Below are 17,790 nucleotides of genomic sequence, written 5' to 3' on the forward strand. Positions count from 1 at the left end.
AAACAAAATTACTCATTTAAAATGAAGCTTCGATTAGGAATTTATTCCAAAATAGCTTCCACTTTAGCTTCTGATTTTTCCTTTAAAGCGCTATCAGGACGAAAACTCCAAATGATTAGAAATTTTCCTTTTGCAAGATATTCTTCTGGATGTTCATCAGTTGGCTCGCCTGCTTTTCCCCAAAGCAATCCTTGCAGAAATCTGTCGCCTTTGAAAACGTGCTCAAATTCAAAATACATAATCGAACCGCGATCGCCTTTGCTTCTAAAATTCTGAATCGCTTTGCTTTTTACAGTTCCAACAATATTGCTGTAGGTTTCAATATCATTGTAAAAAGTACAGGCTTGTGGCGTAATACAAATATTGCCGTCGTTGAAAGTGTAAGCTTTCGGAATTTCTTTTGGCTTTAATTTTAAATCAGCTAGAGTTTGACTGAATAGGTTAGTAGTGAGGAACAGGAATAATACCGACAGTGGAATCGTAATTTTCATGGGTTTTTGGGTTTGATTTGGTACGCTAAAATAGTTTTTTTATTTGAGTTTAAAACAGTCAAAAAACTTTAAGCTGAGATTTTATCTGAATCATTTTCATCTTCTAAAATATAATTAGAAGGCGTTTTTCCTAAATGTTTTTTGAACATAAAAATAAAAGCGCTGGCGGTTTCATAACCTAAATCTAGAGCGATTTCTTTGATGGATTGTTTTTCGCCCAAACGTTTAATCGCTTCAAGCAATTTTAAACGCGTACGCCAATCACTGAAATTCATTCCCAATTCTTTAATGAATAAACGAGATAAAGTTCGACTGCTCATAAACGAAAGTTCAGCATAATGATCAATCGTATGTTTGCTTGCGACGTCGTTCATTAATAGTTCAACGACTTTTTGAAGTCTTTCATTGTTTGTTGTCGGTAAAAAAGTAGCACTTGGAGTAATCATCGCCATTTCGTCTAGAAAAACTGCAATGATTCTGAGTTGAGAATCGGTTAAATTTCCGTTTGTTCCAAAAGAAATAATTTTAAAAACCAGTTGTTTCAAGAACATTGGAATATCAAAAGAAAAACTGTTTGTTGGCAATCCTTTAGTCGCAGATGGATCTATAAAAACACTATAGTAATTAACGTCTTTCTGAAAAGTAACCTGATGTTCGACACCGCTCGGAAGCCACAATCCCTGCAACGGATTCACAACCCAAATATGATTTCCAACAACAACGTTCATTACGCCGCGAGTAGCATAAATCAATTGCCCGCGAGGATGCGAATGCGAAATGCACATTTCATTGTTTACCGTTTCGGTATAACCAATAACAGGAATTAATGGATCAATTTGATATCCATAATCCTGCGCCATTCGATATGTCCGAATCTGATTATTCATTGTCCAAATATAGCAATTTTGACATTGTAATTTATTTCAATTTTGTAAAAAAATAATACAGCTGTTATTTTTAAAATGAAGATTAACCTAAAAACAACTCATGGAAACCGTTAAAGTACAACCAGAAGTAATTAAAAAAACAACGTATTCAATACTTTTTATAATCAGTTTTTCGCATTTAATCAATGATCTTTTACAAGCTGTAGTTCCGTCTATTTATCCGCTTATTAAAGAAAATTTCGGTCTGAGTTTTACTCAAATCGGAATTATCACTTTTACGTATCAAATCGTGGCATCTATTTTACAACCGTTCGTCGGAATGTATACCGATAAAAATTCGAAACCGTATTCACTTATTGTTGGAATGTGTTTCACCATGACCGGATTATTTCTGGTTTCGATCGCTACAAATTTCACTTTTCTATTGTTATCAGTAAGTTTAATCGGAATTGGATCTTCGATTTTTCACCCGGAATCTTCAAGAGTGGCGCATTTGGCTTCAGGTGGAAAACGAGGATTGGCACAATCTATTTTTCAATTGGGAGGAAATGCAGGAAGCGCCATCGGGCCTTTGTTGGCAGCTTTTATTATCATTCCACACGGACAAAGTTATGTGGCGTGGTTTTGTATTATCGCTTTAATCGGAATTTTTGCTTTGTATAAAATTGCGATTTGGTACACGGAACATTTGTCTGAAAGAAATGCCAACAAAGCCGCGCTTAAAATCGAAACGCATCATTTGTCAAAAAACAGAGTGATTGGTTCGTTGATTATTTTGTTGGTTTTGATTTTCTCTAAATACTTTTACATGAGCAGTATTACGAGTTATTATACATTCTTTTTAATTGATAAATTCCATATTTCGATTCAGCAATCACAAGTTTATTTATTCTTGTTTTCAGGTGCTGTTGCAGCGGGAACTTTGATTGGTGGTCCAATTGGCGACCGTTTCGGAAGAAAATATGTAATCTGGGTTTCAATTCTTGGAGTTGCGCCATTTACGTTGATGTTGCCGTATGTAGATTTATTTTGGGTCGGAACTTTATCTGTAATTATCGGATTGATTCTTTCTTCTGCTTTCTCTGCAATTCTGGTTTATGCAACCGAATTAATGCCTGGGAAAGTTGGTTTAGTTGCCGGTCTTTTCTTCGGTTTCGCTTTCGGAATGGGAGGTTTGGGTTCAGCAGTTCTAGGAAAAATCGCCGATGCAACAAGTATAGAATATGTTTTTAAAATTTGTGCGTTTCTGCCTTTGATTGGGGTAATTACTGGTTTCTTGCCGAATATTGAGGGGAGGAAGAAGATTTAATTGCGTCCAGCTTTAGCTGGATGAGAAAATGATAAAGGAGTTTAAGGCTTTAGCCAAATTGTAATAATTTGGCTAAAGCCTTTTTTAAACTTGACATATTCCTCCAGTTAAAACTGGAAGCAACTTGTGAGAACTAAATTTTAGATTTAAAGAATTTCAGAGATGTTTTTAAAAATCTTTTTAATAAAGAATCGCTGTTAGCTAATTTTTCATTTGCAATCCTCTTTTTAATTTCTTCATTATTATAATACAATTGAAACCATCCATTCATTCGAACTAGTTTTATCTCCCCAACATCTGAATTCCAATGCCTACCTATCCAAATTTCATTTTCTAATTCCGAGATATCAAAAAGTTCCATTCCATTTTTATCAGGACCTAAAGCCTCAAAAAACATTTTAATTAGTAATTCAATTTCTTGAAATGCAGTATATGTTTTACTTGTATTGGGAGGAAGTATACTTAATGTAAAATAAAAATAACTCTCTTCCTTATTAATTGGTACCCAAATTTTATTAAAAAAGTTGAAGAAATATTCATTTGGATAAGCAACTTTTCCAAAATATTGCCCTTCATCATTATCTGTATCATAAAAAATTGGTTTCGTGAAAATTTCGAATAGTGATTTGAAATGATCAGAGATTGAATGATGATTTAGATATTTATTATAGTATTCGATAAATTCTGCTGGTTTTAAAACTTTTGTTTCTATAGAAAGTTTTTTATATACAGCTTTTGTTTTTTGATAATTCTTGTCATCGTTAGTTAAATAAAAACTGCAAATTGATGCAAAAGCTGTATGAGATGCATCATCTGTAGTATTCGAAAATGTATTTTTCTCTTTTTCAGATACTTTAACCTTGTCAGCTTTATATCCATGCATATCAAGGTAAAGATATTCATTCGTAATTTCATCAAACCATTCTGGCGCGTTCTTTCCTTTTGGCAAATATTCATTAGATTTAAAGCTTTCAAACCCTTTCTTTTTATATGAATTGTCAATAAGCTCAAATGGATCTTTATTTTCGTTAAAATGCCCACTATTGATGCCTATTTTTTGAACTACTTGCCTAAGATCTTTATAACTCTCTGTCTCATTTAAATTATAGTTCATTTTACTAAAACTATTAAAAAAGCCATTCATAGTTAGATCGTCTTTTAACCCAGGAAATATATCATTTAGGATTTTTGCTGATTCTGGATTTTCGAATGCTTCTTTAAAAGCAGAGTCTAGTTCTAAAGATTTTAGCATTGTTTTTAAAGATTCTAATAATGTATTTAGAGTAGGGTCATCTGAATCGCTTTTTAACAAATTATCTATAGATAAATCTGAGAAAATATCTGATTCTTCAATTCTACTATTAAGCAATTCTTGTGGATCATATTGTTGTAGATTTATATTTTTACCATCATTAAAAAGGCAAAAATCATTAGTCAATTGTGTGATGAATTCTAAATCATTTTGAATTTGTAGTTTTTGTTTTTCATCATCCGAATAACTTCTAAAAATATCACTAATGTGTGATGTTGAATATAAACATAAAAATTTTTTCTTATCAGAAAGAATTGATAACAAATCTGAAAATTGATCATTTTTCATTCCTGACATTATATTCCAATCAACATATATTTTTATCATATTTGAGATTTTAAGTTTTGAAATTCATTAAATATACAAACAATTCCAATGTTATCTATTTTCAATCGTATACAATAAAAAAATCCCGCCTCAATTAAGAAACGGGACTTCGGTGATATTTTAATTTAAGATTAAAAACTAAGTTTAAACTCAATTTTATTTATTTCATCTTGTTTTCCAGACTTAAATTCGATATTTTTAAGATTATCGAGAGATGAATCAACAATAATTTTTGAGTCCTTAGTTGTTGATCTTTTTGTCTTGATTATTTTTTTTATATTTTTCATTTTCTTTTAATTAAAAAACCATCATAGTCTTTCTTATAATCAAATGGCTCATCTATGATTTTATTATTATCAATCATTCTTGCACCAAATATATCAAAAGTTTCTGATAATTCCTCTTGATTTAACATTATAGCTCTTTTGTAAGTATTTGTTCTTCTAATATCACTCCCTCTGAAAAAGATGGTTACATGGGGATTAATACTTGTAAATTCATAGGCAGTTTTTACTACAGTTGCTAAAATCATTCTTATATCTCCATTATCATTTATGATTTGATCGTCTATAATGTATTTCTTTTTTAAAGAATCATATTTTAAATCTCCAAAACCAAGATTATAGACATTTGGATTTGTAGTAGGAGAGTAAACAACTACTTTTCTGAAATTTCCTTTATGACCAATACTTATAAAATGAAATACTGTAGATAATTCATTTTTGATAAGAGCATATTTTCTGTAATTCATTAACGCATAAATTTCTTACAAAATTAAAGCTTTTATAATCTGATCTAATATTTTTTGAGAAAAAAATGGATAAAAAATCCCGCCTCAATTAAGAAACGGGACTTCGGTGATATTCTCTTTTTTTTATTTTTAAACTGTTGCAGCAATTTCTTGTGGCAACGGAATTTGATTTTTAAGTAAATCTTCAAATGTTTCAGCTTGGCGAATCAAGATTCCTTGACCGTTCATCCATAAAACTTCGGCTGGTTTGTATCTTGAATTGTAGTTCGAAGACATTGAGAAACAGTATGCGCCAGCGTTTCTGAAAGATAAAATGTCACCTTCGGTAATTTCTTGAATTCTACGGTTGTTTGCAAAAGTATCAGTCTCGCAAATGTATCCCACAACAGAGTAAAAACGCTCTTTTCCTTTTGGGTTTGAGATGTTTTCAATATGGTGTGAAGATCCGTATAACATTGGACGAATTAAGTGGTTGAAACCACTGTCAACTCCAGCGAAAACTGTTGAGGTTGTTTGTTTTACTACGTTTACTTTTACTAAGAAATGACCTGCTTCGCTCACCAAGAATTTTCCTGGTTCGAAAATAAGAGTCAAATCTCTGCCATATTCAGCACAGAAAGCGTTGAATCTTTTAGATAATTTTTTACCTAATTCTTCGATGTCTGTTTCGATATCGTCTTTTTTGTAAGGCACTTTGAAGCCACTTCCGAAATCTAAGAATTGTAAATCTTTGAAATGTTTAGCTGTGTCAAATAAGATTTCAGCAGCATACAAGAATACTTCGATATCTAAAATATCAGATCCTGTGTGCATGTGAATACCTACAATACTCATTTTTGTATTTTCGACAATTCGCAAGATATGCGGAATTTGGTGAACAGAGATTCCGAATTTACTATCGATATGTCCAACAGAAATATTAGCATTTCCACCCGCCATTACGTGTGGATTGATACGAATACATACCGGAATATGAGGATGTTTTGTTCCGAATTGCTCTAAAATAGATAAATTGTCGATATTGATTTGTACACCCATTGCGGCAACTTCTTCTATTTCTTCTAGAGAAACGCCGTTTGGTGTAAAGAAAATTTTCTCAGGATCATAGCCAGCATGAAGCCCTAACTGAACTTCCTGAATTGATACAGTGTCTAAGCCAGACCCCATGTTCTTTAATAACTGTAGAATCGCAATGTTAGACAATGCCTTCATGGCATAATTAACTCTTAAGTTCTCAACCTTAGAGAAAGCTTTAGTTAATCTGTTGTACTGTGATTGGATTTTTTCAGCATCGTAAACATACAATGGACTTCCAAATTGGTCTGCTAACTGCAGTAAATCTTTTGCTTGCATTTTTAAATTATTTTGGGCAAAGTTATTACACTTTTGAGTAACTGCAAATTAATTGCAGAAAAATAACAAATTGTAACAAATTGTTTGTTTTTAAACAAAAAGTTGCTTGTTTTGGATTTTTATAACCTTTTTTGAGATGCTAAGATACTAAGTTTTTTTGCCACAGATTGTACAGATTTAAAGGATTTTATCAATTTTTAAAAGGAAGCCTAATGTTTGGATTTAGCCCCGATTACTTCACTATAATATATTTTAATTGGTGTTCAATGAACTTCGTTTGAGGCGATATCCTCGTAACGGAGTGGAGAGATATAGCCGAAAGCGGGAATGATGTTTATTAAAATGCCTTTTGTGATGCTTTAAAATCAAAAAAAATTAACCACAAATTGCACAAATTTTCACAAATTAAAATTTTTCGCAAAATGCTCAAAACATAGCCCGTGGTTTCAACCACGGGAAACGTTACGGATTGAACGTAATGCGTTCCCGTGGTTGAAACCACGGGCTATATTTGAAATAGAAATCGATCAAAGAATAAAAATTTGCGGAAATTTGTGTAATTCGTGGCTAAAAAAAACAAAACCCCTGAATATAAATTCAAGGGTTTGTTAGTAGTTATGTTGTATAGAAATTAAGGTTTAGGGCTGAGAAAAAAACTCAGCATCTTAGAACCTTAGCGACTTAGAGTCTTAAAAAATTATAAGCTCGGTAAATCTCCTTTTCCTTTAGTAGGCAAGTTTGTAGATCCCATAAGGAACAAATCTACTTCTCTTGCTGCTTCACGACCTTCTGAAATAGCCCACACGATTAATGATTGTCCTCTTCTCATATCACCAGCAGTGAAAATGTGAGGTACGTTTGTCTGATAGTTATGCGCTTTGTAGTTGCTTCTAAAATCAGTTTCGATTCCTAATTGCTCGCTTAACGTTTTCTCCGGACCTGTAAATCCAAGAGCCAATAAAGCTAAATCGCAAGGCCAGATTTTCTCAGAACCTTCTTTTTCGATTAATTCAGGACGCTGACCTGGAGTCATTTTCCATTGAACTTCCACCGTTTTTAATCCAGTTAATTCGCCTTTATCGTTAGAAATGAATTCTTTTGTGTTGATTAGCCAGTTTCTGTCGCAACCTTCTTCGTGAGAAGACGATGTTTTCAACTGCAACGGCCAGAAAGGCCAAGGAGTTGACTCGCTTCTTCCAACTGGAGGTTTTGGTAAAATCTCAAAGTTTGTTACTGATTTTGCTCCGTGTCTGTTTGAAGTTCCGATACAGTCAGAACCAGTATCTCCACCACCAATAACGATTACATCTTTACCAGTTGCTTTAACCTGATCTGGAATTGATTCCCCGTATAAAACTTTAGTTTGTTGTGTTAAGAAATCCATTGCCTGAACAACGCCTTTGCTTTCGATTCCTTTAGTTGGCAAGCTTCTTCTTTCAGTTGCTCCTCCGCATAAAACGATAGAATCGAATGCGTTTAATTCTTCAACGCTGAAGTTTACACCAACATTTACATTCGTTTTGAAAGTGATTCCTTCTGCTTCTAGAACCACTACACGACGGTCAATAATTCCTTTTTCTAATTTGAAATTTGGAATTCCGTAACGTAATAAACCTCCAATTGCGTTGTCTCTTTCAAAAACAGTTACAGTATGACCAGCTCTGTTTAATTGTTGAGCCGCCGCAAGACCTGCAGGTCCTGAACCAATAACAGCAACTGTTTTACCAGTTCTAGTTTTTGGCGCTTGTGGTTTGATCCATCCTTCAGCAAAACCTCTTTCGACAATGCTTTTCTCGATGTTTTCAATAGAAACTGGATCTTTGATGATTCCTAATACACATGATTTCTCACATGGAGCAGGGCATAGACGTCCTGTAAATTCTGGGAAGTTATTAGTAGATTGTAAAATCTCTAACGCGCTTTGCCATTCTTCCTGATGCACCATGTCGTTGAAGTCAGGAATTAAATTCCCTAACGGACAACCACTGTGGCAAAAAGGAATTCCACAGTCCATACATCTTGATCCTTGTTCTTTTAATTTATCTTTTGGTACCGGAATAGTAAATTCGTTGTAGTTCGAAACACGTTCTGCTACTGCTAAATTACTTTCATCGGCTCTGTTATATTCTTTAAATCCGCCTATTTTACCCATGACATTTAAATAAATTTAGTTGTGAGTTGTAAAATGCGAGAGGTGAGTTAAAAACTTAGCACCTCTGCACTTTTGTATCTCAAAACCTTTTAATTAAGCTATTAATTCTTCTATTTGTTTTTCTTCTGCAATTCGTTTCAATGCTTTTTTGTAATCAGTTGGCATTACTTTTACGAAGTGCTGTTGTTGGTTTTCCCAGTCTGCTAAAATTCTTTTTGCTAATGGACTGCTGGTGTACAACGAGTGATTTTTGATCAGTTTTCTTAGTTTCGTAAGATCTTCTTCTTCCATAGGATCGAATGCAACCATTTCCATGTTGCAAACTGTAGAATCGAATTTCTTGTTTGGATCGTAAACATAAGCAACACCACCGCTCATACCAGCTGCGAAGTTTCTTCCTGTTTTTCCTAAAACTACTACTGTACCACCAGTCATGTACTCGCATCCGTGATCTCCAATTCCTTCAACAACTGCTGTTGCTCCGGAGTTTCTCACACAGAAACGCTCTCCTGCGATACCATTAATATAAGCCTCTCCGGTAATAGCTCCGTAAAGGGCAACGTTTCCGATAATGATGTTGTCTTCAGGTTTGAAAGTCGCAGTAGGAGGTACTTTTACAATTAGTTTTCCTCCAGAAAGACCTTTTCCTAAGTAATCATTACAGTTTCCGTGAATTTTAAATGACAATCCGTTTGTGGCAAAAGCACCAAAACTTTGTCCGGCAGAACCTTCAAAATCAACTAAAATAGTGTCAGCTGGTAATCCTTGTGCGCCATAAATTTTTGAGATTTCGTTACTCAAAATCGCACCTACAGAACGGTCTGTATTTTTGATTTTGAAAGTAACTCTCGTTTTCTCTTTTCTATAAATAGATGGAATAGCTTCTTTGATGATGTCGAAATCCAATACATTTTCAAGAGCGTGATCTTGAGTTGTTGTGTTGTGATTTGGAACTGTTTTCGCTTTTTCCGGTTTGTATAAAATAGTCGATAAATCTAAACCATTAGCTTTATAATGCTTGATCGCTTTGTCCACGTTTAATTTTTGAGACTGACCTACCATTTCTTTTAAAGTTCTGAAACCTAACTGTGCCATGATCTCTCTTAACTCTTCAGCAATGAAATACATGAAGTTGATTACGTGCTCTGGAGTTCCTTTGAAATTTTTTCTCAATTCTGGATCCTGAGTGGCAATACCAACCGGGCAAGTATTTAAGTGACAAGCTCTCATCATGATACATCCAGAAGCTACAAGCGGAGCCGTTGCGAAACCGAATTCTTCAGCGCCTAATAAAGCGGCGATAGCAACGTCACGACCTGTTTTTAACTGCCCGTCACATTCTAAAACTACACGGCTTCTTAAGTCGTTTAGAATCAAAGTTTGTTGTGCTTCAGCTAAACCAAGTTCCCATGGAATACCTGTGTGCTGTAAAGATGTTAATGGAGCTGCTCCAGTTCCTCCGTCATAACCAGAAATTAAGATAACGTCAGCTTTTGCTTTGGCAACACCGGCTGCGATGGTTCCAACTCCAACTTCAGAAACTAATTTTACGTTGATTCGAGCTTCACGGTTTGCGTTTTTCAAATCGTAAATCAACTGAGATAAATCCTCAATTGAGTAAATATCGTGGTGAGGAGGAGGCGAAATCAAACCTACATAAGGTGTAGAGTTTCTAGTTTCAGCAATCCAAGGCACAACTTTTTCTCCAGGCAACTGTCCACCTTCACCAGGTTTTGCTCCCTGAGCCATTTTGATTTGGATTTCTCTGGCGTTTGTCAAATAGTTGATCGAAACTCCAAAACGTCCAGAAGCAACTTGTTTGATTGCGGAGTTTCTAGAATCTCCGTTAATTTCTTTCTGGAAACGTTTTGGATCTTCTCCACCTTCTCCAGAGTTACTTTTTCCTCCAATTCTGTTCATTGCAATCGCTAAGTTCTCATGCGCTTCCTGGCTGATAGAACCATAAGACATCGCTCCGGTTTTGAATTTCTTCACAATTTCTGTCCAAGGTTCTACTTCGTCAATAGAAATTGGATCTAAATTGTTGAATTCAAATAAACCTCTAATCGTCATTAAGTTTGAGCTTTGCTCGTTTACAGCATTTGCGTATTCTTTATAGCTTTCTGGGCTGTTTAAACGAACTGCTTGTTGTAATTTAGAAATAGTGGTTGGGTTAAACATGTGTTTTTCTCCACCACGTCTCCATCTGTAAATACCTCCAATTTCAAGAGAAAGCAAGTTTGCGATTTTTGAATTTGGGAAAGCTTTTTGGAAACGTTTCTTAACCTCTTTTTCTACTTCCATTAAACCAATTCCTTCAATTCTTGACGGAGTGTAAGGGAAGTATTTAGATGTAAATGTTTTGTTTAAACCTAAAATCTCGAAAATTTGAGCAGCTCTATAAGAATGTAAAGTAGAGATACCAATTTTGTTCATGATTTTCACGATTCCTTTTGCAATCGCTTTGTTGTAGTTTACAACAGCATAATCAGCTTTTACTTTTGTAATGAAACCTTTTTCAACTTGATCGTGAATGATTTCGTTTACCATGTAAGGATTGATTGCACTTGCACCATATCCGAACAATAAAGCAAAATGATGAGGTTCTCTCGGTTCAGCAGATTCGATGATGATTCCGAATTTAGAACGAACCTGTAGAATGTTCAAAGAGTGGTGAATGTAAGAACAAGCCAATAACATTGGAATTGGAGCTAATTCTTCGCTTACACCTCTATCAGATAAGATAATGATGTTGCATCCTTCTTCAACCGCTTTAAAAGTGGCCTGAACACATTTTTCAAGCGCACGCTCTAAACCGTTAACTCCTTTTTCTATTTTGTATAAAGTAGAAATAGTAGCCGATTTGAAATCTGCGTGATCGATATTTCTGATTTTATCCAAATCCTCGTTAGAAATAACAGGATTTTGGATTTTTAATTTTTTACATTGTTTAGATTCGATTTCGAAAATATTGAAATCTCCACCAATCGCTAAACTGATATCAGTAATAATTTCTTCACGAATACCATCCAACGGCGGGTTTGTAACCTGAGCAAATAATTGTTTGAAGTAATTGTACAACAACTGAGGCTGATCTGAAAGAACTGCCAAAGGCGTATCGTTACCCATAGAACTAATTGCCTCAGCTCCGTCGCTACCCATTGGGTTGATGATCGTTTTTAAATCTTCAATTGTATAACCAAACAAACGTTGTCTTGTTAAGAAATCTAATTTTTCAACAGGAGTTGGATTATTAGTATAAGGTATTTTAGCCAAAGGCAATAAGTTAGCATCAACCCATTCTTTGTATGGACGTTTTGTAACTATCGCTTTCTTAACTTCCTCGTCTTCGATGATACGGCCTTCGTTCATATCAACCAAGAACATTTTTCCTGGCTCTAAACGACCGTGCTGAATTACATCTTCTGGATCGATGTCTAATACACCAATTTCAGATGACATAATTACGAAACCACTATGCGTTAAAGTATAGCGAGAAGGACGCAATCCGTTTCTGTCTAATAATGCACCAATAACATTACCATCTGTAAACGGAATAGAAGCAGGACCATCCCAAGGCTCCATAATACAAGCGTTGAACTCGTAGAAAGCTCTTTTTTCTGCAGACATAGTTTGGTGTTTTTCCCAAGCTTCAGGAACTACCATCATCATTGCCTCTGGAAGAGAACGTCCAGTCATTAATAAAAGCTCAATTACCATATCCATAGAAGCAGAGTCTGATTTTCCTTCTAAGATAATTGGGAATAATTTTTTGATATCATCGCCAAAAACAGCGCTTTGCATAAGCTCTTCACGAGCACGCATACGGCTTACGTTTCCACGAAGTGTATTGATCTCACCATTGTGACACATGTATCTAAACGGTTGAGCTAAGTCCCAAGATGGGAATGTATTTGTAGAGAAACGCTGGTGTACAAGTGCTAAACGTGTCACCAAGTCTGGATCTTTCAAATCTATATAATAACGGCTGATGTCTTCCGGCATCAATAGACCTTTATATATTATAGTAGTTGTCGATAAACTAGTAAAATAAAACATGTGGCTTTCTGAGGTTTTAGATCCTCTTACGGCATGTTCAGCAATTTTTCTAGCTGCAAAAAGTTTTGCATTAAATTCTTGTTCAGTTAAATCCTGTCCGTTTTTAGAAACGAAAACTTGTTTAATTGTTGGTTCTTTTTCTGCGGCGATTTCACCTAAATTTTCAACGTCAACTGGCACATCTCTCCAACCTAAAACTTTTAAGTTCTGGTCTTTAATAGTTGCCTCAAATGCATTAATACAAAAAGAAACCTGGTTTTTGCTTTTTGGTAAAAAAACCATTCCTACTGCATACTCACGCGCTTCAGGGATTTCAAAGTCACACACTTTCTTAAAGAACGCATGTGGGATATCAAACAAAATTCCAGCCCCGTCTCCAGTTCTTCCATCAGAACTAACGGCACCACGATGTTCCAATTTTATTAAGATGTCCAATGCTTTGTGAATAATATCATTTGACTTAATACCATTCAAATTACAAATAAATCCTGCACCACAATTGTCGTGTTCAAATTCAGGCAAATAGAGCCCTTGTTCTTTAACTTTCATTCTTGATATTTTTTCTACAAAAATAAAGATTTCATTAAACATAATGTATTGAAATTGTTCTTTTGCTTTCATTTTTGTCGTAATATTAGAAAAAGGGTTCTTAAATGATAATAATATTATTTAAAGCATTGCGAAATGATAAAATCATAATAACAATTAAATAATATTAGGAAAAATCGTCGTCAGGCCTAGAATTCAATAGGGTTTTTTGTTAAATCTCAAACGATATAGTGATTTTGTGTTAACTTTTTCGATGCAATTCGTTAACGATAAGTTTGCTTTCAAAAAGAATATCCAAATTAATAACAAATTGGGTCATTTTTTAATTCGAAAAAGATTTTACTTTTAAGTTGAATTTTGCTACTTTTGTCGCACTTTTATTCTGAAATAAATTCAGAACCAGACAAATTCTATATTATGAACATACACGAATATCAAGGAAAAGAAATTTTAGCAAGTTACGGAGTACGCGTGCAACGCGGAATTGTGGCTAACAATGCGGTTGAAGCTGTAGCTGCTGCAAAACAATTAACTGCCGAAACTGGTACAGGATGGCACGTAATAAAAGCACAAATTCACGCAGGTGGTCGTGGAAAAGGTGGTGGAGTTAAGTTAGCAAAAAACTTACAGCAAGTTGAAGAGTTAGCAGAACAAATCATCGGAATGCAATTGATCACACCTCAGACACCGCCTGAAGGTAAAAAAGTTAACAAAGTATTAGTTGCTGAAGATGTGTACTATCCTGGAGAAAGCGAAACTTCTGAGTTTTATGTTTCTGTTTTATTGAATAGAGGTACAGGACGCAACATGATCATGTATTCTACTGAAGGTGGAATGGATATTGAAGAAGTTGCTGAGCACACTCCACACTTAATCTTTACTGAAGAAATTGATCCAACTGTTGGATTACAAGGTTTCCAAGCTAGAAGAATTGCTTTCAATTTAGGTCTTTCTGGAAATGCTTTTAAAGAAATGGTGAAATTCATCGATGCACTTTACAATGCTTACATTGGTTCTGATGCTTCTATGTTTGAAATCAACCCAGTTCTTAAAACTTCTGATAACAAAATCTTAGCTGTTGATGCTAAAGTTAACATCGACGACAACGCTTTATACAGACAACCTAAATATGCTGAAATGAGAGATATCCGTGAGGAGAATCCAATCGAAGTTGAAGCTAAAGAAGTTGGTCTAAACTATGTTGACCTTGACGGTACTGTAGGATGTATGGTAAACGGAGCTGGTCTTGCAATGGCAACTATGGACTTAATTAAATACGCTGGTTTTGAGCCTGCTAACTTCCTTGACGTAGGAGGAACTGCTGACGCAAAACGTGTTGAAACAGCTTTCAGAATTATCTTGAAAGATCCAAACGTAAAAGCTATCTTAATTAACATCTTCGGAGGTATCGTTCGTTGTGACCGTGTTGCTCAAGGTGTTGTTGATGCTTACAAAAACATGGGAGACGCTATTAAAGTGCCAATTATCGTTCGTTTGCAAGGAACAAATGCTGAAATTGCAAAAGAATTAATTGACAACTCTGGTATGCCAATCTTATCTGCAGTTCAATTCCAAGAAGCTGCTGACCAAGTTAAAGCTGCTCTTTCTTAATTAAAATAAGAAATCAATTTATATAGAAAATCCACTCCGAAAGGTGTGGATTTTTTTTTGTGATTTAACCGCAAAGCACGCAAAGTTTTTTTTACCAAGGATTGCCAATATAAACGCAAAGTTCGCAAAGCAAAATCAATAAAATTTTTAAGGAATTTATTTCGACATAGCCCGTGGTTTCAACCACGGGGACGCTCGGGAGATTCAAATTACACGATATGCATTGTGTCCCCGTGGTTGAAACCACGGGCTATATTTGAAAATAGGAGCTACAGGTCTTTTTAAAACACAAAGTTCGCAAAGCTTTAATAAATAAATCTTTGCGAACCTTACGTAATTCTTAGCGTTCTTAGCGGTTAAATAAATTATTTTTTATTTTTCCCGTTTTTGAAAACCACTTTTTCTACCACAACTGGTTTTCCATTTCCTTTTGGGAATGATTTCTTCTTAGGTTTTCCAGTTGATGAACCTGATTTTGACGGACTTTTATCACCTCTGTATTTTTCAGAGTCTTTTGGAGTCGCTTTGAATTCAGGTCTTTCTTTAGAAGTTTCTTTTTTAGGAATTTCAGCTCTATGTTTTGTTAAAACGTCATTTGGGTTTTTAGGGTTTTCTTTTGTCCCTCTTAAATGAATAACCAATCCATTTAAGAAATTACGTAAGATTTGATCGCCGCATTCCATATAGTTGGGATGATCTTCAGCTCTAAAAAATGCACCCAATTCAGATTTTGAAATTCTGAAATCAACCAATTCTAGAATTTCAACTATTTGGTCGTCACGGAGCATCAAAGCCACGCGAAGTTTTTTAAGTATATCGTTATTTGTCATAATATTTGTTTCCTATTTTTCTTTTTTAAGTTTCAGGTTTCAAGTTTTTCTAATCTTTGCTTGAAACTAAAACGCATCATTTATTTTGCAAAGGTAGTTTTTTAAACTGATTAAAATTGAGAATTAAATTCATTTAAAACACCAACTAATTTATCTAGATCTTCTTTGAGATGATTTGCTGTAATTACAATTCGGTTCAGAGGTTCGGCTTCTTTAGTATATTTAAAGCTTGCAATAATTATATTTTCATTTTTTAATGCGTCAACTAATTCTTTTGACAATAAATAAATTAGAGGATAACTTTTGTCAAACTTAATATTCTCATTCTGAATTAGAATCGAATCAATATAATTTAAATTGTCAAGCAGTTTTTGATGTTGTATTTTATAAATCTCTGAAGCATCAGAAAGTGTCTGCACAAAAGCAGGATTCATTCCGGCAGCACTTGTAAAAGTTTCAAGTTCTTTTATTTCTGTAATGAAATCAGAATCAGAGGCAATTACTCCGCCTGTTAATCCGAAAGCTTTTCCGAGAGACGAAACAAGAATTTTTCTTTTAATTGGAAATTGAACTGTGGCATAAATTCCAGAACCATTATTGTTTACAATTCCTAAAGAGTGAGATTCGTCAATAACCAACGTAATTTCTTTATGATTTGAAATATCGTTTATAAAAGATAAATCAATAGGTTTTGTTTGGAATGAAGGAATACCATCAGTCAAAATCGTTATCTTTTCTGGTTTTGAATCTAATAAACGATTATTCAGTTTTTCGTTTACAAAAACAGAAAGGCTTTCTTTTGTTTGAATTGCTGAATGAATTTCATTTAAATGATAAAAACAATCGGTTTGCTTTTTTAATTTTTCAATAACCAATTTTCCAGCCAACATTCCAGAAGAAACCGTAACCGTCGATTCTGACCCAATATGTGAAGCCATGAAGTTTTCTCCAGCACTATAAGCATCTAATTGAATATTTGCTGTTCTAGAGCTTCCATACGTTGTTCCCCATTTCAAAATATTCTGGATAACCAAATCTTGAAAAGCTGCATTGGTTGGAAGTCCGAGATAAGCAGTACCGCCATAATATAAATATTGTTTTTGGCCCACTTCAATAATACGGTCTGGAAATTTTTCGACTATCATTTTATAGCAATGTAACTCCGGTTCCGTTAAGACTTGAATAATTTACGATGCCGTTTTTGATCGTTACACCAGTTGCGATATCTTCAGCCAAAAGCAGTGCGCCATCCATGTCAACATAATCCAATTGAGGAAGCAAATGCGCAATTGCTGAAATTCCAACGGTAGATTCCGTCATGCAACCCACCATTGTCCTTAAACCTAGTTTTTTGGCTTCTTCAATCATGCGTTTTCCTGGAGTCAATCCGCCACATTTTACCAATTTCACATTCACGCCATGAAAATGATTGAAGCATTTCGCTACGTCTTCTTCTATAATACAGCTTTCATCAGCAATAATTGGTAAAACAGAATGTTTGAAAACCTCTTTGTGTGCTTCCCAATTATCCGCTTTCATCGGCTGTTCTAAAAATTCCACACCAAGTTTTTTCAATTCTACAGCATTATTGATCGTTTCCTCAACGCCCCAGCCGCAATTGGCATCAATTCTAAAAATGGCATTAGTATGTTTTCGAAGTTCTTTTACAATAGCAATATCTTCTTTTGTTCCCAATTTGATTTTATAAATAGGCCAAGGAAGTTCCTGCATTTTTGAAACCATTTTTTCAATCGAAGCAATTCCGATTGTATAATCTGTCATCGGATTTTTTTCTGTGGTATAATTCCACAATTCGTAGAGTTTTTTACCTTTTATTCGTGCATACAAATCGTTATAGGCTAAATCTAAGGCACACAATGCAAACATGTCATCTTTTAAATACGGATGAATTTTTGCCCAAAAAACATCAGGAGTTTCAATTTCTGAAGTTTCAATAACAGTTCTGATTTTCTCCAAATCTTCCATCATCATCGGAACCGTAGTTTTGTAATAAGGATTTGAAGTCGCTTCGCCAAAACCAGAAAAACCATTGCTTTGTAATTCCACAATTAGTGAAGGCTGAAAATCAATTGATTCTCTGGAAATAGTGAACGTGTGTTTGAGTTTTAGATTATATTCTCTTAGAATTAGTTTCATTG

12 protein-coding genes and 1 pseudogene are annotated in these 17,790 nt (G+C 34.5%); 2 read left to right on the forward strand and 11 right to left on the reverse strand.

The genetic code is table 11. The features are described from left to right. Window positions 1–41: 41 nt before the first annotated feature. Window positions 42–491, reverse strand: a complete 450-nt coding sequence (locus tag H600_RS0110980) for a hypothetical protein (RefSeq protein ID WP_026728832.1) — start codon at window positions 489–491, stop codon at window positions 42–44. 68 nt (window positions 492–559) lie between these two features. Further along, a complete protein-coding gene (locus H600_RS0110985) occupies window positions 560–1,378 on the reverse strand; it encodes an AraC family transcriptional regulator (protein ID WP_026728833.1) in 819 nt (272 codons plus the stop codon). A gap of 100 nt (window positions 1,379–1,478) precedes the next feature. Here H600_RS0110985 and H600_RS0110990 point away from each other — a divergent pair, with 100 nt between their 5' ends. Beyond that, entirely contained in the window at window positions 1,479–2,687 is a 1,209-nt protein-coding gene (locus tag H600_RS0110990) for an MFS transporter (protein ID WP_026728834.1), read from the forward strand. A gap of 133 nt (window positions 2,688–2,820) precedes the next feature. Here the strand turns inward: H600_RS0110990 and H600_RS0110995 are convergent, their stop codons facing one another. The 6 genes and pseudogenes from H600_RS0110995 to gltB form a co-directional block, all read right to left on the reverse strand. Continuing rightward, entirely contained in the window at window positions 2,821–4,326 is a 1,506-nt protein-coding gene (locus tag H600_RS0110995; RefSeq protein ID WP_026728835.1) for a hypothetical protein, read from the reverse strand. 131 nt (window positions 4,327–4,457) lie between these two features. Beyond that, window positions 4,458–4,613: a hypothetical protein gene (locus tag H600_RS22870; RefSeq protein ID WP_157509904.1), complete on the reverse strand. Its 156-nt coding sequence runs from the start codon at window positions 4,611–4,613 to the stop codon at window positions 4,458–4,460. Further along, window positions 4,610–5,077: a DUF6934 family protein gene (locus tag H600_RS0111005; RefSeq protein ID WP_026728836.1), complete on the reverse strand. Its 468-nt coding sequence runs from the start codon at window positions 5,075–5,077 to the stop codon at window positions 4,610–4,612. Before H600_RS0111005 ends, H600_RS22870 begins: the two co-directional genes overlap by 4 nt. A 129-nt stretch (window positions 5,078–5,206) precedes the next feature. Then, window positions 5,207–6,433, reverse strand: a pseudogene (gene lysA, locus H600_RS0111010) (diaminopimelate decarboxylase); the annotation flags it as partial. A gap of 694 nt (window positions 6,434–7,127) precedes the next feature. Next, window positions 7,128–8,582, reverse strand: a complete 1,455-nt coding sequence (locus H600_RS0111015; protein ID WP_026728838.1) for a glutamate synthase subunit beta — start codon at window positions 8,580–8,582, stop codon at window positions 7,128–7,130. 93 nt (window positions 8,583–8,675) lie between these two features. After that, on the reverse strand, window positions 8,676–13,190 hold the full coding sequence (gltB, locus tag H600_RS0111020) for a glutamate synthase large subunit (protein WP_026728839.1): 4,515 nt from the start codon (window positions 13,188–13,190) through the stop codon (window positions 8,676–8,678). A gap of 417 nt (window positions 13,191–13,607) precedes the next feature. Between gltB and sucC the strand changes: the two genes are divergently transcribed. Beyond that, window positions 13,608–14,801: an ADP-forming succinate--CoA ligase subunit beta gene (gene sucC / locus H600_RS0111025; protein ID WP_012024229.1), complete on the forward strand. Its 1,194-nt coding sequence runs from the start codon at window positions 13,608–13,610 to the stop codon at window positions 14,799–14,801. A gap of 365 nt (window positions 14,802–15,166) precedes the next feature. On the opposite strand, the gene H600_RS0111035 is transcribed toward sucC, so the two are convergent. The 3 genes from H600_RS0111035 to H600_RS0111045 form a co-directional block, all read right to left on the reverse strand. Further along, a complete protein-coding gene (locus tag H600_RS0111035) occupies window positions 15,167–15,631 on the reverse strand; it encodes a DUF1456 family protein (RefSeq protein ID WP_026728840.1) in 465 nt (154 codons plus the stop codon). Window positions 15,632–15,741: 110 nt separating this feature from the next. After that, a complete protein-coding gene (locus tag H600_RS0111040; RefSeq protein WP_026728841.1) occupies window positions 15,742–16,776 on the reverse strand; it encodes an aminotransferase class I/II-fold pyridoxal phosphate-dependent enzyme in 1,035 nt (344 codons plus the stop codon). A gap of 1 nt (window position 16,777) precedes the next feature. Continuing rightward, window positions 16,778–17,788: a dipeptide epimerase gene (locus tag H600_RS0111045; protein WP_026728842.1), complete on the reverse strand. Its 1,011-nt coding sequence runs from the start codon at window positions 17,786–17,788 to the stop codon at window positions 16,778–16,780. Window positions 17,789–17,790: the final 2 nt, after the last annotated feature.

This window comes from Flavobacterium denitrificans DSM 15936, assembly GCF_000425445.1.
Lineage (GTDB): Bacteria > Bacteroidota > Bacteroidia > Flavobacteriales > Flavobacteriaceae > Flavobacterium > Flavobacterium denitrificans.